The 20802-nt window shown below is 64.1% G+C and carries 16 protein-coding genes and 1 pseudogene; 11 read left to right on the top strand and 6 right to left on the bottom strand.

Annotated elements, in window-relative coordinates; all coding sequences use genetic code 11:
* Nucleotides 1-254 precede the first annotated feature (254 nt).
* Nucleotides 255-1064 (top strand): MetQ/NlpA family ABC transporter substrate-binding protein, encoded by an 810-nt coding sequence (locus HB375_RS08910; protein WP_167672651.1) that lies wholly within the window; start codon nucleotides 255-257, stop codon nucleotides 1062-1064.
* Between the two features lie 10 nt (nucleotides 1065-1074).
* Here the strand turns inward: HB375_RS08910 and HB375_RS08905 are convergent, their stop codons facing one another.
* From HB375_RS08905 to HB375_RS08895, 3 genes are all read right to left on the bottom strand, one after another.
* Entirely contained in the window at nucleotides 1075-1941 is an 867-nt protein-coding gene (locus HB375_RS08905) for a 4-(cytidine 5'-diphospho)-2-C-methyl-D-erythritol kinase (RefSeq protein WP_167672650.1), read from the bottom strand.
* A gap of 51 nt (nucleotides 1942-1992) precedes the next feature.
* Complete coding sequence (locus HB375_RS08900; RefSeq protein WP_167672649.1) at nucleotides 1993-3771, bottom strand: tetratricopeptide repeat protein; 1779 nt, start codon at nucleotides 3769-3771, stop codon at nucleotides 1993-1995.
* A gap of 204 nt (nucleotides 3772-3975) precedes the next feature.
* Complete coding sequence (locus tag HB375_RS08895) at nucleotides 3976-5637, bottom strand: electron transfer flavoprotein-ubiquinone oxidoreductase (RefSeq protein WP_167672648.1); 1662 nt, start codon at nucleotides 5635-5637, stop codon at nucleotides 3976-3978.
* 193 nt (nucleotides 5638-5830) lie between these two features.
* Between HB375_RS08895 and HB375_RS08890 the strand changes: the two genes are divergently transcribed.
* The 3 genes from HB375_RS08890 to moaB all read left to right on the top strand — a co-directional run bounded on the left by HB375_RS08890 (nucleotide 5831) and on the right by moaB (nucleotide 8195).
* A complete protein-coding gene (locus tag HB375_RS08890) occupies nucleotides 5831-6664 on the top strand; it encodes a uracil-DNA glycosylase (RefSeq protein ID WP_167672647.1) in 834 nt (277 codons plus the stop codon).
* Between the two features lie 75 nt (nucleotides 6665-6739).
* Nucleotides 6740-7609 (top strand): KPN_02809 family neutral zinc metallopeptidase, encoded by an 870-nt coding sequence (ypfJ, locus tag HB375_RS08885; RefSeq protein ID WP_167672646.1) that lies wholly within the window; start codon nucleotides 6740-6742, stop codon nucleotides 7607-7609.
* 31 nt (nucleotides 7610-7640) lie between these two features.
* Nucleotides 7641-8195, top strand: coding sequence for a molybdenum cofactor biosynthesis protein B (gene moaB / locus HB375_RS08880; RefSeq protein ID WP_167672645.1), 555 nt, complete (start codon nucleotides 7641-7643; stop codon nucleotides 8193-8195).
* On the opposite strand, the pseudogene HB375_RS08875 reads toward moaB, so the two are convergent.
* Nucleotides 8185-9720: pseudogene (locus HB375_RS08875) on the bottom strand (FAD-dependent monooxygenase). The gene moaB and the pseudogene HB375_RS08875 sit on opposite strands and share 11 nt — an antisense overlap.
* A gap of 55 nt (nucleotides 9721-9775) precedes the next feature.
* Complete coding sequence (locus HB375_RS08870) at nucleotides 9776-10264, bottom strand: glycosyltransferase family 2 protein (RefSeq protein ID WP_167672644.1); 489 nt, start codon at nucleotides 10262-10264, stop codon at nucleotides 9776-9778.
* Nucleotides 10265-10372: 108 nt separating this feature from the next.
* Here HB375_RS08870 and HB375_RS08865 point away from each other — a divergent pair, with 108 nt between their 5' ends.
* The 4 genes from HB375_RS08865 to HB375_RS08850 all read left to right on the top strand — a co-directional run bounded on the left by HB375_RS08865 (nucleotide 10373) and on the right by HB375_RS08850 (nucleotide 14808).
* Complete coding sequence (locus HB375_RS08865) at nucleotides 10373-11557, top strand: PA0069 family radical SAM protein (RefSeq protein ID WP_167672643.1); 1185 nt, start codon at nucleotides 10373-10375, stop codon at nucleotides 11555-11557.
* A 136-nt stretch (nucleotides 11558-11693) separates the two neighbouring features.
* A complete protein-coding gene (locus tag HB375_RS08860; protein ID WP_167672642.1) occupies nucleotides 11694-12332 on the top strand; it encodes a ribonuclease HII in 639 nt (212 codons plus the stop codon).
* A gap of 159 nt (nucleotides 12333-12491) precedes the next feature.
* Entirely contained in the window at nucleotides 12492-13688 is a 1197-nt protein-coding gene (locus HB375_RS08855; protein WP_167672641.1) for a site-specific DNA-methyltransferase, read from the top strand.
* 217 nt (nucleotides 13689-13905) lie between these two features.
* A complete protein-coding gene (locus tag HB375_RS08850) occupies nucleotides 13906-14808 on the top strand; it encodes a LysR family transcriptional regulator (protein ID WP_167672640.1) in 903 nt (300 codons plus the stop codon).
* Here HB375_RS08850 and mutY read toward each other — a convergent pair.
* The gene (gene mutY, locus HB375_RS08845) at nucleotides 14805-15908 is read right to left on the bottom strand and encodes an A/G-specific adenine glycosylase (protein ID WP_167672639.1); all 1104 of its coding nucleotides are present in this window, start codon (nucleotides 15906-15908) and stop codon (nucleotides 14805-14807) included. The two genes, HB375_RS08850 and mutY, sit on opposite strands and share 4 nt — an antisense overlap.
* A 69-nt stretch (nucleotides 15909-15977) precedes the next feature.
* Between mutY and HB375_RS08840 the strand changes: the two genes are divergently transcribed.
* The 3 genes from HB375_RS08840 (at nucleotide 15978) to HB375_RS08830 (ending at nucleotide 20725) form a co-directional block, all read left to right on the top strand.
* Nucleotides 15978-16514, top strand: a complete 537-nt coding sequence (locus tag HB375_RS08840) for a DUF721 domain-containing protein (RefSeq protein WP_167672638.1) — start codon at nucleotides 15978-15980, stop codon at nucleotides 16512-16514.
* Nucleotides 16515-16579: 65 nt separating this feature from the next.
* Complete coding sequence (locus HB375_RS08835; RefSeq protein WP_167672637.1) at nucleotides 16580-17218, top strand: DsbA family protein; 639 nt, start codon at nucleotides 16580-16582, stop codon at nucleotides 17216-17218.
* A gap of 45 nt (nucleotides 17219-17263) precedes the next feature.
* The gene (locus tag HB375_RS08830) at nucleotides 17264-20725 is read left to right on the top strand and encodes a chromosome segregation SMC family protein (RefSeq protein ID WP_167672636.1); all 3462 of its coding nucleotides are present in this window, start codon (nucleotides 17264-17266) and stop codon (nucleotides 20723-20725) included.
* Nucleotides 20726-20802: the final 77 nt, after the last annotated feature.

Below are 20802 nucleotides of genomic sequence, written 5' to 3'. Positions count from 1 at the left end.
GATTTGAGACGAGCAGCTTGCCCCGCGTCATCAAACGCTAAAGCGCCACGGAGCGTACTTTCGCCTCGTGGTTCACAGGATCGATGTGCCATGACGCGCCTTATCTCGCAGATGCCGATGACCGCACCGGGTCCCACTTTCGGGCCTGCCTGCGGGTGCTGTCGCCTCACGGCTTAATCCTCTCCCCTCACCTCCTGAACCACATGCCCGGCTCTGCTCGAGCCGTGGACGAACTTTGCCTGAAAGGTCTCATCATGTTCGATTTTACCCGTCGCACCCTTCTGTCCGCGTCCTTTGCCCTGGGCGCGGCGCTCGCGACCACGCTTCCAGCCGTAGCTGCCGACAAGACCATCAAGGTCGGCGTCATGTCCGGCGCGGAAGAAGAAGTGGCGCAGGTCGTCAAGAAGGTCGCCGCCACGAAGGGCTTGAACGTCCAGCTCGTCCCGTTCTCCGACTACGCTCTCGTCAATGAGGCGCTGGCCCGCGGCGATCTCGACGCCAACGCGTTCCAGCACAAGCCCTATCTCGATGCGCAGATCGCGGCGCGCGGCTACAAGATCGTTCCCGTGGGCTTCACCTTCGTGCAGCCGATCGGGCTCTACTCGAAGAAGCTGAAAGCGGTCGCCGACCTACAGAGGGGCGCGAAGATTGGTATTCCCAACGACCCCAGCAATGGCGGCCGGGCGCTAAACCTTCTCGCTGCACAGGGCCTCATCAAGCTTAAAGAGGGCAAGGGCCTCTCGCCGACGCTCCTCGACATCGCCGAGAACCCGAAGAACATTCAGTTCTCGGAACTCGATGCCGCTCAGCTGCCGCGCGCCCTGCCCGATCTCGACGCCGCCGTGATCAACACCGATCACGCCATCAATGCCGGGCTCGACATCCGCAAGGACACGATTGCGGTCGAGAAGCGCGAGGGCAATCCCTACGCGAACTTCATCGCCGCTCGTCAGGGCGATGAGAACCGTGAAGAGGTGAAAACCTTCGTCGCGTCCTATCAATCGCCGGAAGTCGCGGCCTTCCTCGATACCCGCTTCAAGGGCTCGATCATCCCGGCCTGGTAAGCCAGGCCCATCAACGAAGGATCGTCGCCTTCACCCACCAATCCAGCTGCCGTCGCGCGATCCATCTTGCGGCGGCAACGGCCGTTTTGCCATCGTCATAGATCCCGAACACCGTCGCGCCCGAGCCCGACATGCGCGCGAGGCGGCAGCCCTTTGTTTCGGACACGAGCCTCGACGCCTCGACGATGACAGGCAGAATACGGCAGGCCGCCGGTTCGAGATCGTTGCGAGTCGTCTTCAAAACCTCCAGCAAAGAAGCCTGCGATGCTTCCGCAATATCGGGATGCCTCGCCCCCGGCAGATCGTCTCCTGGCTGCAACCCAAGCGCCTTGAACACGGCAGGCGTCTCGACCGGGACGCGGGGATTGACCAGCACGGCGAAGAGACGCGGCAAATGGAGCGCCGGTCCCAGCTCCTCGCCCACGCCACGCATCATGCGGGCTCTTGGCTCCAGGCAGACCGACACATCGGCCCCGGTCAGGCGCGCCGCCTCCCGCAAGGCAGGATGAGACAGGGGAAGTCCGTTGAGGCGGGCGAGCAGCCGCAAGGCGGCCGCCGCGTCGGATGAGCCGCCGCCGATCCCGGCCGCAACGGGCAGCCGCTTGGTCAAATGGAAATGGCCGACGCGAAGATCCGGGACACGCTCGGCAAGCAGGCGCGCGGCTTTTAAAACGAGATTGTCGGCGTCAACGCCCGCAAGCGGCGCAGTCGGCCCGCTGACTGTGAGGGAAAGCGTCTCCGCCGGCTCAAGCCGCAGATCGTCGCCCGTGCTGGCGAAGGCGACAAGACTTTCCAGCGCGTGATAACCGTCCGCCCGCCGCCCCAGAACGTGCAGCGTCAGGTTGATCTTGGCCGGGGCGCGGGTCGCGAGAGACATGCCCTCTCCATGCCCGAGACGAAGCGGGATGGAAAGGGCGAAGCTGAAGCGTTAGCCGCCGCTCTGCTGCGGAGCGGCAGGCGCCGCCGCGCCGTCGGCGGCGGGGGCGGCGTCATCCATGCCGTTGTCGATCTTCTTGATGATCTTCGTCAGATCTTCCGGCTCGGGATTGGAATCCTTGGCGTGGTTCCACTGGAACTTGGCCTCGAGCTTGCGCCCGACCTTCCAATAGGCATCGCCGAGATGATCGTTGATGACCGGATCGCCCGCCTTCAGTTCGACGGCCTTTTCCAACTCGCGCACGGCGTCGGGATAACGGCCCAAGCGATAATAGGCCCAGCCGAGCGAGTCGATGACCATGCCGTCGCGCGGGGCGAGTTCGACGGCGCGCGTGAGCATCTTGAACGCCTCGTCGATATTCATGCTCTGGTCGACCCAGGAATAGGCGAGGTAGTTCAAAACCTGCGCCTTGGCCGCGGGAAGCGTGTCGGGCACCAGTTCCAGCGCCTTCTTCAGATCGGGCTCGCCCTTTTCCCACTGCTTCGAGCGCTCATAGGATGTGCCGCGATAGAAGAAGAGGATCCAGTGGCCGCGGTCGGGCTTGCCGATCAACTGGATGGCCTTGCTGTAAGTCTCTGCCGCCTCCGCGAATTGCTTGCGCGAACGTTGGACATTGCCGAGCGCCATCACGACCTCGACATCGTCGGGCCGCTCCTTCATCAGGCTCTGGAGATAGGCAATCGCATCGTCGCCGCGGCCGAGCAATTCGAGATTCTGTCCGATGGCGATGTCGGAGCTTGCCCGCACCGGCGCATCCTTCGGCACCCGCGCAAAAACGTCATTCGCCCGCTCATACTGTTTCAAGCGCTCATAGACATCGCCGAGCGTCACGAGGGCGAGCGAATGACCGGGATCGAGATCGAGTCCGAGCCGGAGATAGATGATGGCCGTCAGCTCGTCGCTCTGGCTGCTGCCGACGACGCCGAGGCCGTAAAGCAACTCGGCCGCCCCCTGCTGCGCCGTTGCGATGATCGGCATCAGGGGCTTACCCTCATTCAGGGTGTCCATGGCCGCCCGCACCATCGGATGGCGGGGCACAGCCTCGTTGAAGGACTTGTAGAGGGCCAGAGCCTCGTCGCGGCGACCGCGCTTGGCGAGGAAGCGCGCATAGGCATCCACGACCTGGAGCGTATTGCGCTCGCCCTCATAGGCCGCCTTGAAACGCTTCTCGGCCTCGGCGGCGTTGCCGACGAGATCCGCGATCAGCGCGCCGTGATATTCGCGAAACTGGTTGAAGGCGCGCTCGCTCTTGAGCTTGTCGACGGTGGCCAGCGCCTGCTTTCCGTCCTTCGCCCCCGCATAGGCCCAGGCGGCGAGAAGCGTCGCCGTCAGGTCCGCCGCGCGGCCCTTGGCGCCACGGGTCAGCCGGGCGCGGGCATCGGCGTATTTTTGCGCTTTCAGAGCCCGGACGCTCAGGGCGAACTGGGCGAGGTTGTTGGAGCCGTCACGGGCCGCAATCCGCTCCGCAGCCTGATAGGCTTCCTGCATCGACCCATTGGCCAGGAAGGCTACGAAGGCGCGCTCCAAAAGTTCCTGGTTCCGCGGGTCGTCCTGAATGGCCCGCCGGAAAAAGACCGAGGCCGCCGCCGTGTCGCGCGCGGTTCCTGCCACATAGGCGGACAGGTAATTGCCCTCGAGGCTCAACGCCGGTTTCAGTGTTTCGCTCGAATCCGTATTGGCCGCGAAAGAGGGCGCGGCCAAAAGGCCGGCGACCGAAAATACAAGCGCGGGCAGGCCCTTACGGACCGAGGGCAATCTCAAAGTGGGCACGAAGCGCGGCTCCAATCATCGCGACATCTCAAGGGGGAGAGGGGAGATGTGCGCTAAATCAGGCCGGAGAATGGCGTCTCCCCGGCGCGGCGGCAAGGGGAACGTCGCACGAGATCGTGTTCTCGTGAAGAAATTGTAAGCGGGCTATTGCCGCATAGGAAGGCAGACGGCCCGCCGCCCGCCTTCGGGGGAAAGGCTTACGTCTTACATATTGACGTAGTTCGGCCCCCCGCCGCCCTCGGGCGGGACCCAGTTGATATTTTGGTTCGGGTCCTTGATGTCGCAGGTTTTGCAATGGACGCAGTTCTGCGCATTGATCTGGTAGCGTAGACCGCCCTCCCCTTCGACCCATTCATAGACACCGGCCGGGCAGTAACGCTGCGAGGGGCCGCCATAGACGTCGTGCTCCGACGCCTGCTGGAGCGTGGGGTCCATCACCTGAAGGTGCGGCGGTTGGTCCTCCTCATGGTTGGTGTTGGACAGAAACACCGAGGAGAGCTTGTCGAAGGTCAGGATGCCGTCGGGGCGGTCGTATTGGATCGGCGTCACGGAAGAGAGCGGCAGCAGGCTCTCGTAGTCCGCCTTGCCGTGCTTCATCGTACCGAAGGGCGACCAGCCGGTGAGCTGGTTCATCCACATGTCGAGCCCGCCCAGAGCCACGCCGATAGCCGTGCCGAACTTCGACCAGAGCGGCTTGACGTTCCGCACGCGCTTGAGATCCGTCCCGATGGGCGAGGCGCGCCACGCTTCCTCGTATGACGTCACATCGTCATGGGAGCGCCCGGCTTGCAGCGCCGCGAAGACGTGGTCGGCGCAGAGCATTCCCGAGAGGATGGCGTTATGGCTGCCCTTGATGCGTGGCACGTTCACGAAGCCCGCCGAATCGCCGACCAGGCAGCCGCCGGGGAAGCACAGGCGCGGCACCGATTGCCAGCCGCCCTCCATAATGGCGCGCGCGCCGTAACCGATGCGCTTTCCGCCCTCGAAGACGTCGCGGATCATCGGATGGGTCTTGAAGCGCTGGAATTCCTCGAAGGGCGAGAGCGTCGGGTTCTTGTAGTTCAGATGCACCACGAAGCCGACGGAGACGAGATTGTCGTCGAAATGGTAAAGCCACGACCCGCCGCCTGTCTCGTTCTTGAGCGGCCAGCCCATGGTATGACGCACGAGGCCGGGACGGTGCTTCTCCGGCTTGACCTGCCACAACTCCTTGATGCCGATGCCGTATTTCTGGTGATCGCGGCCGGCATTGAGCTTGAAGGTATCGACAATCTGCTTGGTGAGTGAGCCCCGGGCGCCTTCGCCGAAAATCGTGTATTTGGCGCGCAGCTCCATGCCGCGGGTAAAATTGGCGTTAGGCTCGCCGTTGCGGCTAATGCCCATGTCGCCGGTGGCGATACCAACGACCTTGCCGTCTTCGATCAGAACCTCCGCGGCCGCGAAGCCGGGATAGATCTCGACGCCCAATTCCTCGGCCTTGCGGCCAAGATAACGGGCGACGCTGCCGAGCGAGCCGACGAAGTTGCCGTGATTGTCCATCAGCTTCGGCATGAGAATGTTCGGCATGCGCATGCCGCCGGCCGGGCCGAGATAAAGGAACTCGTCCCCTGTGACCTGGGTCTTGAGCGGGCGATCCGGATCCTCGCGCCAATCCGGCAACAGGCTGTCGAGGCCGATGGGGTCGATCACCGCGCCGGAGAGAATATGCGCGCCGACCTCGGAGCCCTTCTCCACCACCACGACGGAAACATCCGCGCCCGCCTCGGCGGCGTCCTGCTTGAGCCGGATCGCGGTCGCCAGACCCGCAGGACCGGCGCCGACGATCACGACGTCGAATTCCATCGATTCACGGGCGGGCAGATCCATGGCCTTCTCCTGGCACGCAACACAGCGCTTTTGGGCGGATGGTTTACACATGAACCATCCCGACGATTTTCTCAACTTTCCTTACTGGAAAGGTTGAAAGAGTTCCATTTGAGCGAAATGCGACCGGCGACAAGGGCGTGGGCGCTTGCGGTATCGAGTTGTCCACGCTTCTCGGGCAGCTTACATACGCTTCATGCAGGATCTCACTCCCCACCGCGACGCGTTGATGGCGCTCCTCGACTTCCATGTCGAGGCGGGGGTGGATCTTGCCCTCGACGAGACGCCGCAGAACCGCTTCGCTGAGCCGAAGGCCGCGCCGGTTCCGGCCAGGATGCCGGACCTCCAGCTTGCGCCTCGCCTCGACGCAGCGCCCAGCGCCCCTCCCCGCGCGATACCACAGGCGGCAGCGCTTGCGCCTGACGATGCTGCGCTCCAGGCCCGCGAGCAGGCGCGCCACGCGCAATCGCTCGAAGAGTTGGAAGCTATCTTGGGCAACTTCGACGGCTGCGCCCTGAAATTCAGCGCCAAGAATCTCGTCTTTGCCGACGGCACCCCGAAAAGCCGGGTGATGCTGGTGGGCGAAGCTCCCGGCGCGGATGAGGACCGGATCGGCAAGCCCTTCGTCGGGCGTTCCGGCCAGTTGCTCGACCGGATGCTCGCCGCCATCGGCCTCGACCGGACCCAAGTCTACATCGCCAATGTCGTGCCCTGGCGTCCGCCGGGGAACCGCACGCCGACCCCGCAGGAAGTGGCGATCTGCAAGCCGTTCATCGCCCGACAGATCGAGCTCGCCAATCCCGACATCCTCGTCTGCCTCGGCGGTCCATCAGTGCAAAACCTTCTGGACGTGAAGGACGGCATTCTGCGTACGCGCGGCCGCTGGTTCTCCTACCGCACCGAGGGCGGCCGCGACATCAAGGCTCTGGCAACGTTGCATCCGGCCTATCTGCTGCGCCAGCCTTTGCAGAAACGGCTCGCATGGCGGGACATCTTGGCGCTCAGGCGCGCTCTCGACGGTACGAGCTAGAAACGCTCCGTGCGTGCGGCGGGAACCCGCTCGGGCGATCCTGCTTTTAGATTTTACGGTCCATAGGATGACTTGATGCGCTGGGACGATTTTCGAACCTCCGACAACGTGGAAGACCGACGTGGTCTCCCCATCCCCGGTGGCGCGGGCGGGCTCGGCATCGGCACCATCGTCGTGCTAGGCCTTCTCGGTTGGGCGCTCGGCATCGATCCGCGCTTGCTCATCGGCGGCGCGGAGATGCTGTCGCGACAGGGCGAGCAGAACTACCAGCAACAGCAGGGCAAGCAGGGCGTGCCGCAGGACCAGATGGGCCGCTTCGCCTCCGCGATCCTCGGCAATACGGAAGACGTGTGGAAAGACGTTCTGCCCACGCAGACCGATCGGCAATACAAGCCGCCCAAGCTTGTCCTGTTCTCCGGCGCGACGCGATCCGGCTGCGGTGCGGCGCAATCGGCCATGGGGCCGTTCTATTGCCCGCTCGATCAGACGGTCTATCTCGACCTATCGTTCTTCCAGGACATGAAGAGCAAGTTCGACGCGGGCGGCGACTTTGCCTATGCCTATGTGATCGCGCACGAGATCGGCCATCATGTGCAGAACCAGCTCGGCATTCTGCCGCGCGTGCAGCAGCGCCAGCAGGAAGTGGGACCGACGGAACGCAACCAATTGTCCGTTCGCGTCGAGCTGATGGCCGATTGCTTGGCGGGCGTGTGGGCGAACCATTCGGAGCAGCGTTGGAAGTCGCTCGAGCCGGGCGATATCGAGAACGCCATCAACGCCGCACAGGCCATCGGCGACGACCGCCTGCAGCGTCAGTCGCAGGGCCGAGTGGTTCCCGATTCCTTCACGCACGGCTCGTCCGCCCAGCGCACACGTTGGCTCACGACCGGCTTGAAGAGCGGATCGATTCAAGCCTGTGACACCTTCCGGGCAAGCCGGTTATAAACGCACTGTTCCGACAGCCAGAGTGTTCCTCATGCCCGGCATCGATGAAAACCTCCCCTTCGTGCCGCTGACCATCGCGGTGCTGACCGTTTCCGACACGCGCGGCGAAACGGATGACCGCTCCGGCAACACGCTCGTCGAGCGGCTGACCAAGGCCGGCCACCATCTCGGCGGGCGCGCCATCGTGCCCGATGACGTCGCCGCCATTCGCGGCAAGGTGCAGAGCTGGATTCTCGACCCCGCCATCGATGTCATCATCACGACGGGCGGCACCGGCTTTACCGGACGCGACGTGACACCCGAGGCCATCGAGCTGCTGTTCGAAAAGCGGATGGATGGTTTCTCGGCGCTCTTTCACCGCATCTCGTTCGACACCATTGGCACCTCGACAATCCAGTCCCGCGCAACGGCGGGCGTAGCGGGTGCAACCTTCATCTTTGTGCTGCCGGGCTCGCCCGGCGCGTGCAAGGATGCGTGGGACGGCATTCTGGCGGGACAGCTCGATTATCGCCACCGCCCCTGCAATTTCGTGGAGATCATGCCGCGGCTCAACGAGCATCTGAAGCGCGAAAAGATCAAGGCGTGAGAGGCGGCTTCATCCTGATGCCGTGTTGTGCGAGATAGCGATCAAGCACGGCGATATCCTGCGCCGGATGCGCTAGCCCCACATGCCCGTCCGGGCGGATGAAATAAAACGCGTCGCGCTTCAACCCCGCCTTCTCGGCCATGGATGTCCACGCGAAAACATGCAGCGCGATGCCGCGCTCCGACACGGCCCCTCTGAACGCCATGTTAGCCTCGCCATAGACATGCACCTGCCAATCGAGGGATTTCAGCGGCTCGAAATTGTCGCTGCCGCCGACGCCATCCCACGGCAGGCGATCACCACCCGCAACCGTCCCCGCCTCGCCCACGCTGAGCGCACTGTCGCGATAGGTGATGCGGATCTGCGAGATCGTCTTGAACATCCATCGCCGCACGGCGCGAAAGTGAAACAGTGGCGGCAGCACATAAGGCATCACGAAGGTACGAAAGAAACGTCCGGCAAAATCGCGCCTGACGATGATCTGGAATGCAAGGTCGGTTGTCTTCACAAGCGTGCGCGCAAACGCGATGCGCTCCGGCTCATAGGTCGCCAGAAGCGAAGCATCGGCGCGGCCTTGCAGCACATGCGCGATCTTCCATGACAGGTTCACCGCATCGCCGATGCCGGTATTCATCCCCTGTCCGCCCGCAGGGCTATGAATATGCGCCGCATCGCCCGCGATGAAGGCGCTGCCTTTCGAAAAGTGCTCCGCGACGCGATGGTGCACGCGATAGGTCGAGAACCAGTTCACCTGATGGACGCTGATGCCGAAGAGTTTTTCGGTGATCGGGCGGATGTCATCGAAGGTGATGTTTTCCCGATCCTTCACCGCATCCGGGATGATGCCGATGAGACGCTGCATGCCAGTGCTTCTGATCGGCAGCACGAGACAGAAATCTTTGACGTTCAGGCACATATTGACGCCGCCTGTCGCGGTCGCAGCGCCGGTCGCCTGCACATCGGCGACATAAAAGGTCTGCTCATAGGCGCCACCGATGAAGTCGAGCTTTAATCCATGCCGCACGGCACTGTGCGCGCCATCGCAGCCGCAGAGATAAGCGACCTCGCAAACCTCCTCGTGCTCATCTTTTCTGAGTGTGGCGCGGACGCGCTCGCCGTCATCGGCGAAGCTGATCAGCTCCGTGTCCCATTCGATGCTGATGCCGGAATATCCGAGCTTCTCATTCAAGAACCGCTCGTGATCGTCCTGCGGAAAACTCAGCACGAAGGAGAAAGGACTAAGGTCCCTGCCGAAATGGCCGATGGGGATATCGGCCTTCAGCTTCCCCTGATCCCAGAGATGCATCGCATTCATGACGATGCCGAGATCGACGACCTCCTGCGCCAGCCCCAGCTGTTCGTAGAATTCGAGCGTGCGCGCATGAACAGCCATGGCGCGCGACGCCTAGCCTGGGCCTGAATGGTGATCGATAATGCGAAAAGGGATGCCGTGACTTGCAAGACGCAGGGCGAGAACGAGGCCGGTTGACCCCGCGCCGACGATCAAGACCTGCGGTGCCGCCATCATCACCTCGCCTCCCCTATTCGGAAAACTAGACCCGGCGGCGAATTCGTCCATCTCAGACGAAGAAGGGATCGCGCTCGATGAAGGCGGCGAGGCTGATGGTCGGGCGCGCCTTCACCTCGCCCAGCAGCACGCGCTTGTGTACGAGTTCGCCCGCGCGGGTCGCATCACGCCCGAAAAGCCCGAGCACGAATTGCAGCGCCGCCTCGACCGGCCTCCGTCGCCGCTTGAACCGACCCCGCTGCTCCGGCTTGCCGAAGGCAGCGAAGCGCTCGAGCGCCTGAATCCACCCTTCCTGGGGGATATCGCCGTCCTCGAGGCAGAGCAGCCAATCCCGCCGCGCGGTCCGCGCGCCTTGCGCCCAGGATCCGTCAATCAAGGTCGCGCCCGCGGCGTCGACGACCTTGGCGATGGTGTCGTCCTGGTTCGCGGCAAGGACGACCGCATCCCCCACCAGCCCCGCCGCGACGGCGGGGACGAGGGCGCTCAAGGTCACGGCCAAGGCTTCGGGACCGCGCGAAGCGCGGATGAGAACGGTGATCATGGGACCTCAGCATAGCGCCTCCGTTGCTTTTCGTCCTCCTTCACGAGACTTGCATTTGTTCACTTTTTGTTCTTAAATGGCCTTAGCTCGTTTTCGCTGGAGGTCGTCATGAATATCCGCGCCAAGGAACCCGCCCGCGATGCCGCCCGCCTGAAGCCCGCGCCCCGCAGCGCGGCCGAGGCGGCGGAGGCCGCGCGCCGCCGGAAGGACGACCCCGCCTATCGCGTCGATTCCGAGCGCCGCCGGGGCCGCGGCGCGGTGGCGAACCCAACCGGGCGCTATGAGCCGATGCAGAAGGAGAGCTTTGACGACGGTTGGGAGGTCGAGGAGGGGTTGCCCTCGCTCCAGACCGAGCTCATCGTCGAGAAACCGCGCACCATCATCTCGAAAAACGATTCACCGGATCTCAGCTTCGACAAGTCGATCAATCCCTATCGCGGCTGCGAGCATGGCTGCTCCTATTGCTTCGCGCGCCCGACCCATGCCTTTCAGGGCCTGTCCTCGGGGCTCGATTTCGAAACCAAGATTTTCATCAAACCCACCGCGCCGGAACTCTTGGAGAAGGAGCTTCGCGCGCCCGGCTATCAGCCCTCCACCATTGCGCTCGGCTCCAACACCGATCCCTATCAGCCGGTGGAAAAGAAGTTGCGCATCACGCGCGGCATTTTGGAGGTCCTGAACCGGACGAACCACCCGGTGGGGATCGTCACCAAATCGGCGCTCGTCACACGCGACATCGACATCTTGCGCCAGATGGCCGAGCGCCAGCTTGTTAAAGTTGCGATTTCCATCACCACGCTCGACCCGAAGCTCGCGCGCAAGATGGAGCCCCGCGCCGCCTCGCCCGCGAAGCGCCTCGACACCGTGCGTCAGTTGTCGGAGGCCGGCATTCCGGTGACAGTGCTCGTGGCCCCGATCATTCCGGCGATCAACGACCACGAGATCGAAGCGATCCTGAAAGCCTCGCATCAGGCGGGCGCGACCAGTGCTGGCTACGTGCTGCTGCGGCTCCCCTACGACCTGAAGGACCTGATGCGCGATTGGCTCGCCGAGCACTACCCGGACAAGCTCAACCACGTCTTCTCGATCCTGCGCGAAACGCGCGGCGGCAAGGACTACGATGCCGATTGGAGCGTGAGACAAAAGGGCGTCGGCCCCTACGCCTGGATGATCGGCCGCCGCTTCGAAAGCGCAGCGGCGCGCCTTGGCCTCAACAGGCGCCGCTCGCTGGCGATGCGGACGGACCTTTTCACCCCACCCGCGAGGGATAAAGGACAGTTGTCGCTGTTTTGATGAAGCGATGCGTTTGCGGGTCTATGCTGTACTCCGTCACTCCGGGGGCGCACGCGTGCCCGGAATGACGGGAGAGTTTTAGGCGCGACGCTGCCGGGGCTGGAAATACCGACGCTTTGCCGCTTTTAATCGACCCATGAACGCGCCGATTCGCCCTGCCCCCTCCGGTCCCGGCATCGACCGGGAGCTTGCCGCCCGCGTAGCGGGCTATTCCTGTATCGTGGGGCTGGACGAAGTGGGTCGCGGGCCACTGGCCGGGCCGGTCGTATCGGCGGCTGTGGTGCTCGATCTGAATACAGTGCCGCAGGGCCTCAACGATTCGAAGGTGCTGACAGCGCCGAAGCGCGAGGCGTTGTTTACGGAAATCCTCGCCACGGCCCATGTGGGCATCGCGTCCGTGTCTCACGTCGAGATCGACACCATCAATATCCGGCAGGCGTCATTGCTTGCCATGCGCCGGGCCTTCGCGGCTTTGCCGTGCATTCCGGACATGGCCTTCGTCGACGGCAACGATCCGCCGAAGCTGCCCTGCAAGACGGAGGCCGTGATCCAGGGCGATTCGCTGATCGCCTCCATCGCCGCCGCCTCCATCGTCGCAAAGGTCGTGCGAGACCGGCTGATGACGCGGCTGAGCGACGCCTATCCGATCTATGGATTCGCCAGCAATGCGGGCTACAGCACCAAAACCCATCTTTCGGTGCTCGCGAGCGAAGGGCCTTGCCCGTTCCATCGACTCAGTTTTTCGCCACTACGCCAAGGGTTACTGGACCTGTAACCGAGCTTAACAGTCGTTAACTCAAAAAATCCAATAAATTCAATAGGTAGGCAAAGTTTGCCGATCTAAAAAATTCGCATTCATCGCGCGTTCTAAACCACATCTTTACCTTAACGGCCCCATGATCCGGATCGTCAGTTGCGTAACCGGTGATCACCCATGGGTACCTCGCGTACCGGGGCCGCCGGCGCCGCCTCCCGGATTCCTGTCTCGCGTACCGGGCGGCCTGCGCCGGCGCCTCGGACGGGGCTCAAAAGCCCCCTCTCCGTCTCGCCCACCCTTCCCCTCGACCAGATCCTGCTTGGCGATTGCATCGCCAATCTGGAAAAGCTGCCGGCCGAGAGCGTGGACGTGGTTTTTGCCGACCCGCCTTACAATCTCCAGCTCGAACAGGCGCTCACGCGTCCGGACCAGAGCCTCGTCGATGCCGTCGACGACGACTGGGACAAGTTTGCGAGCTTTGCCGATTACGATGCCTTCACCCGCGCCTGGCTTTTGGGCGTGCGCCGCGTAATGAAGAAGAACGCGACGCTGTGGGTCATCGGCTCGTATCACAACATTTTCCGCGTCGGCGCGACATTGCAGGATCTGAATTTCTGGCTCCTCAACGACATCGTCTGGCGCAAGGCGAACCCCATGCCGAACTTCCGGGGACGCCGCTTCACCAACGCGCACGAAACCATGATCTGGGCGTCCAAAAGCCCGGAGGCGAAGAACTACACCTTCCATTACGAAGCGATGAAGTCCGCCAATGAAGACGTGCAGATGCGTTCCGACTGGTACCTTCCCCTCTGCACGGGCGAAGAGCGCCTGAAGGGCGCGGATGGCCGCAAGGTTCACCCGACCCAGAAGCCGGAGGCGCTGCTCGCGCGAGTGCTTCTATCCTCGTCAAACCCTGGCGATGTGGTGCTCGATCCCTTCTTCGGCACGGGCACCACGGGTGCGGTGGCGAAAAAGCTCGGCCGTCATTTCATCGGGCTCGAGCGTGATCCGACTTATGCCAAGGCGGCACGCGCCCGCATCGATGCTGTGGTTCCGCTCGACGATGTCTCCATCGCCGCGCCGCCCGAAAAGCGCGCAGAAGTGCGTGTGCCCTTCCTGTCGTTGATCGAAGGCGGCCACGTTAAAGCGGGCGAAACGCTCGTCGACGAACGCCGCCGCTATTCCGCGACCGTGCGGGCGGATGGCACCCTCGCGCTCGGCGGCGCCATCATCGGTTCGATCCATAAAGTCGGCTCACTCGTGCAAGGCCTGCCCGCCTGCAACGGCTGGACCTTCTGGCACGTGGAACGCGCAGGCAAGCTCGTCTGCATCGACGAATTCCGCGCGAAGATTCGGGCCGAACTCGCGGCTTAAACTCCATCGCACTGCACATTTCCGAAGGCGCGACCTCAAAGCGGTCCGCGCCTTTTTCTTTCGCGGCCTCACTCCTCCGGCAATGAAGAAGACCCCCACGAAATTAGCGGGCTGCACTGTTTCACCCAGTGAAAGATCGTGGGGATATGACAGCGCCCCACAACAGACCAGAACATTTCCCTATCGCCGGCCGCCCGAAGAGCTTTAGCATCGTCTCATGGCTTCTCCTTCTCTCGACGCATCCTGGGCCACTTCCGAGGAAGCATCCTGGAACGACCTACGGACCTTCCTGGCTGTGGTGGCTCATGGATCGATGAATGGAGCCGCGCGCGCCACGGGCCAAACACAGCCCACCGTCGCGCGGCGCATTCGCGCTCTGGAGGAAAATCTTGGCGTCGCGCTGTTTCAGAGAGGACCGAACCGGCTCGAGCTGACGGAAGCCGGACGCGCAGTGCTCGAATCCTCCGCGCCGATGGCGGAAGCTGCCCGCGCAGTACCCCGCGTCGCCGCCGCCTACCGCCCGGACCCTTCGGCGCCAGTGCGAATCACGGCGACCGCGTCGGTCACGATGTTTTTGTCCGTGCATGGGGCGGAACTGGCGAAAGCGGCGGGCCCGGTCGAGATCGTCTACATTCCTACCCGCCGCAAGCTCGATCTGGTGTCAGGTGAGGCCGACATCGCGCTGCGTATGCGCCGTCTGCCGGACGAACCGGACCTCACTGCTCGGCGTATCGGGCAGATCGCTTTCGGCATGTATGACCGCTCCGCTACGCCGTCGGCGGTGATCGCCCCATCGGAGAGCCCGAGCCTGTCCTATCAAGCCGCGTTCCTCGAACGCTTCCTCGAGGTTCACCCTGTCCCCATCGTCGCGAGAATCGGCGACATGCCGATCCGCTATCAGGCGGCGAAAACCGGGCTTGGCGCAGCCTTCCTGCCCTGCTGGCTCGGCGACAGCGACCCGGACCTCGTGCGCCTGGAAGCCCCCGACGAGTTCGTCGAAGAGGTTTTCATGATGCGGCACGCGAGGACCCGCAACCGGCCCCATGTGGCCCGCGTCGCGAATGCGCTTGTCGCGCTCTTCAAGCGCCACAGCGCGCTGTTGAACGGAGAGGCCGTTTAATCCGCCGCCTTCTTTCCAGCGGGCTCAGGCGGCAGGTCGCCGAGGGCGTGAACCAGCACCTTCTTCATTACGCCGGGAAGGGCTTCTTCATAAAGCCGTAGGCGCGGCGTCCAGCGCATGTCTTCCGGGGCGGGCGTCTCGCGCGGAACTTTTGCGAAGAGCACTGTCATCTCCAGCGGAAAATGTGTGAAGACGTGGCGGACAGCGCCCGGCAGGCGCTGCCAGCGCGCTTCCAACGGCGCGTCGAGCGCGGCGCGGGACGGCTCATAGGCCGGGTCCCACTCGCTCGTCGGCGGCTCGGCCATGCTGCCCAAAAGCCCCTTCGGCGGGCGCGTCCGGAGTAGGATCGTATCGTCGGCGCGCAGCACCACGAAGGCCGCGCCGCGCCGCAACTGGCCTTCCGCCTTCTTCTGCTTTTTCGGAAAGCTCTCCTGCAAACCCTGCTCGCGCGCCTGGCAAGGCGCCATCCAGGGGCACAGCGCACAGGCGGGCCGCTTCGGCGAGCAGATCGTCGCGCCGAGATCCATGAGCGCCTGCGCGAAATCGCCCGGCCGATCCGTGGGCACCAGCTCTTCCGTCAGCGCTTTGATCTGCGCCTTGGCTTTGGGGAGCGGCTCTTCGATGCCGAACATGCGGGACATGACCCGCTCCACATTGCCGTCGACGGCGGCCGCCCGTTCATTGAAGGCGATGGCCGCGACCGCGGCTGCCGTATAGGCCCCGACCCCCGGCAGCTTCAGCAATTCCTCCTCGGTGGAGGGAAAAACGCCGCCGAAGCGTGCCACCACCACCTTGGCGCAGGCATGAAGATTGCGGGCGCGGGAGTAGTATCCTAGCCCCGCCCAGGCCTGCATGACCGAATCGTCCTGCGCCTGCGCCAGGGCGTGAACGGTGGGAAAACGCTCGAGGAACTTGAGATAGAACGGCCTGACGGCAACGACCGTCGTCTGCTGCAGCATGATCTCCGACAGCCAGACGCGGTAAGGGTCCGCCGCCTCGCCTGGCTTCGCGCGCCATGGCAGATCGCGCCGGTGGCGGTCGTACCAGCTCAAAAGATCATCGGCGCGAGGCTTGGTGGCGTGCGGCGCGGGCGTTAACATGCTCTCTGCAATACCGATCCTGCAGGAATATTCCAGCACCGCTTTCGGCGGGATCCTTGGACAGCGACCATGCGACAGCCCGCCTCTCGGCAAAAGCCGTTTTCGAAGCCGCTTGCGGACTTCATCGACCTCTGCCTCGGCCCGAGTCTTGCGGCCCAAGGCTTTGCCACGTCCGACATCATCGTGGCGTGGCCGGAGATCGTGGGCGAGCGCCTGGCCGAATTCACTCAACCTCTGAAAATCGAGTGGAAACGCCGGAGCGCGAATGCCGATCCTGAGGCGCGCCCCGACCCTGCGACCCTCATCGTTCGTGTGGAAAGCGCCTTCGCGCTGGAGCTTCAGCACCTCACGCCCGTCGTGATGGAGCGGGTCAACGCCCATTACGGCTGGCGCTGCATTGGCAAGCTGGTGCTGAAGCAAGGCCCGGTGCGGCGTGAAAAGCCAGTTTCCCGGCCTGCCCCCAAGGTCGGGGAGGAAGACCGCAAGCGTATCGGCGGCGCCGTCGAATCCATCGACGACGATGGTCTGAAAGCCGCTCTCGGGCGTTTGGGCGAAGCGGTGATTGGAACCGCGAAGGCCCCTCGCCCACGAAAGCGTGAGCTGTGAGGCGCTTGCCTCGAAACCGATCCCCCATTACCGCATGGGATTAAATCTCACGGAGCAATCTCAAGATGATCACCCGGCGTCAGACGCTTCAGCTTTTCGGAACCGCCGCGACGGCGGCCCTTTTGGCCTCCAGCCTGCCCGCTTCGGCCCAGAACGTCGCGGTGAAGGACCTCGCCGTCGCAGGCCCGCTCGGCGATGTAACGATGGGCCCGGCGGACGCCAAGGTCACGATCGTCGAATACGCCTCGCTGACCTGCTCCCATTGCGCGGCCTTCCACGCCAGCACCTGGCCGGAGCTGAAGAAGCGCTACATCGAGACGGGCAAGGTGCGCTTCATCCTGCGCGAATTCCCGCTGGACCCCTTGGCCACCGCCGGTTTCATGCTGGCCCGCTGCGATGGGGACAGCAAGTTCTACCCCGTCACAGACATGTTGTTCGACCAGCAGAAAAACTGGGCTTTCACCGAGAAGCCCCTCGATGCCCTGCGTCAGCTGATGCGACAGGCAGGTTTTTCACAAGAGAAATTTGATGCTTGCTTGCGGGACCAGAAATTTTATGACGCGGTAAATGCGGTGAAGAACCGGGCGGGGGACACGTTCAAGGTGGACTCGACGCCGACTTTCTTCATCAATGGTGTGCGTTATCCGGGAAGCATGTCGATCGATGAGCTTGAGAAGATCATCAAGCCTTTGCTGGGAGAGTAATCCCCTTCAAACCGCCCTCTTGAGGCGGATCGGAGAGGCGTGTCCATGAAGCTGACGCGCCTTCGCATCGCAGGGTTCAAGACCTTCGTCGAGCCGATGGAGTTCCTGATCGAGCCGGGTTTGACCGGCGTGGTCGGGCCGAACGGTTGCGGCAAGTCGAACCTTGTCGAGGCTTTGCGCTGGGTTATGGGAGAAAATTCCCATAAGAACATGCGCGCCACGGGGATGGACGACGTCATCTTCTCCGGTTCCGGCAACCGGCCGGCGCGCAACTCGGCCGAGGTGATGCTCACCATCGACAATGCCGAGCGCACCGCCCCGGCCGCCTTCAACGACACGGACACCCTCGAGATCTCGCGCAAGATCGAGCGCGAGGAAGGCTCGACCTATCGCGTCAACGGCAAGGAAGTCCGTGCCCGCGACGTGCAGATTCTGTTTGCCGACGCCGCCACCGGCGCGCGCTCGCCCGCCCTCGTGCGCCAGGGCCAGATCAGCGAAATCATTTCGGCGAAGCCCCAGGCCCGCCGCCGTATCCTTGAAGACGCCGCCGGCATTGCCGGCCTTCACGCCCGCCGTCACGAGGCCGAGCTCCGGCTCAAAGGCGCGGAAGACAACCTCCTGCGCGTCGAGGACGTGATCCGCGAGCTGGAGACCCAAGTCGACAGCTTGAAACGCCAGGGTCGTCAGGCCTCGCGCTACAAGAATCTCTCCGCCGAAATCCGCCGGCTCGAAGCGCTTATGTACGCCATCGGCTTTGCCGAAGCGCGCGAGCAGGCCGCCGCCGCCGAGCAGCAGGCAACGGACACCCTGAAAGCCGTCGCCGACCGGACCGAGGAACAGACGAAAGCCGCAACCGCCCAGGCCGTCGCGGCCCATGCGATCCCTGCCCTACGTCAGGCCGAAGCCGCTGCTGCAGCGGCCCTTCAGCGTCTCACCCATGCTCGCAACGAACTCGAATCGGAAGAGCGCCGTTCGAAGGACCGGGTGACGGAGCTGGAGCGGCACATTTCCGACCTCAACCGCGACCTCGCCCGCGAGGCGGCCCAGCGCACGGACGCACAGGCCACTATCGAGCGTCTGAAGGCCGAGGAAGCGGAAATCGCGCTTTCGACCGACGGCGCAGGCGAAGCCCGCGCCGAGAGCGAGGAGCGGCTCCAGAACGTCGAGGCTGAGCTTGCCGAGGCGGAAGCCGCCTTGAGCGCCCTCCAGGCCCAGACCTCCGACCTCAACGCCCGCCGCGCCGCGCTGGAACGCAGCATGCGCGAGGAGATGGAGCGCGCCGCGCGCTTCGCCTCCGAGAAAGAGCGGATCGAGCGCGATATTGCAGCCCTGTCGGCCTCAGTCTCCGATGATGGCCCCTCTGCCGACATGCTGCGCGAGGAAGCGGCCATCGCTGAAGAGATGGCTCAATCTGCGGAAGAAGCCGTCATCGGTGCCCGCGAGGCGCTGAGCGCCGCGCGTGATTCCGAAAACCGTCTGCGCCAGCCGCTCAACGAGGCTGAGCGCAAGGCGCAAGGGCTCGAAACCGAGGCCCGGACTCTCGCCAAGCTCTTCACCTCCGCCTCCGGCGACCTGTGGCCCCCGGCGCTCGACCAGATCACCGTTCAGAAGGGCTACGAGACTGCGCTTGGCGCAGCGCTCGGCGACGACCTCGACGCTTCGACCGACCCCTCTGCTCCTGCCCACTGGGCAGAAACCGGCCCAGGCGCGGGCGATCCGGCGCTGCCCGAAGGCATCCGATCCCTTGCCGATGTCGCGAACGCCCCCGCCGCGCTCCAGCGCCGCCTGAAGCAGATCGGCATTGTGAGCAAGGCGGACGGTCTTCGCCTCCGCAGCCTGCTGAAACCCGGCCAGCGCCTCGTCTCCGTGGAAGGCGACCTGTGGCGGTGGGACGGTTTCACGACGGCGGCGGAAGCGCCCTCGGCGGCCGCACGGCGCCTGGCCGAAAAGAACCGTCTTGGAGACTTGGAACGCGAGGCCGAAGCAGCTCGCGAGCAGGTCGAGCTCCTGCGCCAGCAGGCTGAGGAAACACTGGAGGCCGTCCGTCGCGCCGCATCGCATGAGATGCAGGCCATCGAGGCGGCACGGCAGGCGCGCCAAGCAATTGATGCCGCCCGCACCCGGCTTGCTGCCGCCGAGCGCAAGGAAGCGGAACTTGGCCAGCGCCTCTCGGCCCTGCAGGAAGGCCTTGCCCGCATTTCCGCCAGCGAGAACGAAGCGCAGGAACGCGTCCGCGACGCCGAAGCGGCTTTGCAGGACCTCGCGCCCGCGCCCGATTTGGAGAGTCGGCTGCTCGAAGAGCGCACCCGCGTCGCCGAGCATCGCGCCGCCGCGTCGGAAGCGCGCGCCGCCCTGCAATCCCTCGTCCATGAGGCAGACCTGCGCCGCCGCAGGCAGGAATCGCTTGCCGCCGACGTCCGCCTGTGGGCCGAGCGCGCCTCCCGCGCCGCCAAGGCGCTCGAAGACCTGGGCGAGCGCCTGGAGCGCGCGCAGGACGAGCATCAGCGCCTGCTGGAAGCGCCCGACACCTATCTCATGCGCCGCCGCGCCCTGCTTTCCGAAGTCGAAGAAGCCGAGGCGAAGCGCAAAGAAGCTGCCGACCATCTGGCCGATGCCGAGACACAACTCGCCGAGGCCGACCGCACCGCCCGCGAAGCGCTGGAAGCACTCTCCGCAGCGCGTGAGGCGCGCGCAGGCTCTCAGGCTCGCCATGAGGCCGCCGTTCAGCGTCTGGCCGAGATCACCCGCACCATCGCGGAAAATCTCGAGACGACTCCGGCCGGCCTGATCGAACTCGCGGGGCTGAAGGACGGCGTGGAATTGCCGTCTCAGCCCGAGATCGAGGCGAAGCTCCACGCCTTGAAGGGTGACCGGGAACGCCTCGGCGCGGTCAACCTGCGCGCAGACGAAGAACTGACGGAACTCGAAGCGAAGCACACGGGAATCACCACCGAGCGCGACGATCTCGTCGAGGCCATCAAGCGTCTGCGTCAGGCCATCGGCAGCCTTAACCGCGAGGGGCGCGAGCGCCTTCTCGCAGCCTTCGACGTGGTCAATGGCCACTTCAAGAGCCTCTTCACCACTCTCTTCGGCGGCGGCACCGCAGAGCTGACTCTGGTCGATTCGGACGATCCGCTCGAAGCCGGCCTCGAGATTCTTGCTCGCCCCCCCGGCAAGAAGCCCCAAAGCATGACGCTGTTGTCCGGCGGCGAGCAGGCGCTGACCGCGACCGCTCTGATCTTCGCCGTGTTCCTCACCAATCCCTCGCCCATCTGCGTGCTGGACGAGGTGGACGCGCCGCTCGACGATGCCAACGTTGAGCGCTATTGCGACCTTCTCGACGACATGGCGCGCCAGACCGAGACGCGTTTCGTGGTCATCACCCACAACCCGATCACCATGGCGCGCATGGAGCGGCTGTTCGGCGTGACCATGGCGGAACGGGGCGTGTCGCAGCTCGTCTCGGTCGATCTGCGTAGCGCCGAGCGCATTCTCGAAACGACCTGAGCATGATCAGAACAAGTGGGCACCAGTTGTTCGCCCGGATCATGCGGCAATAAGGAATCAGGAGCTTGATCATGTTT

This window comes from Microvirga terricola (assembly GCF_011777495.1).
GTDB lineage: Bacteria > Pseudomonadota > Alphaproteobacteria > Rhizobiales > Beijerinckiaceae > Microvirga > Microvirga terricola.
The sequence above is the reverse complement of the archived record's forward strand: the minus strand, read 5'-3'. Positions and strand labels throughout refer to the sequence as shown.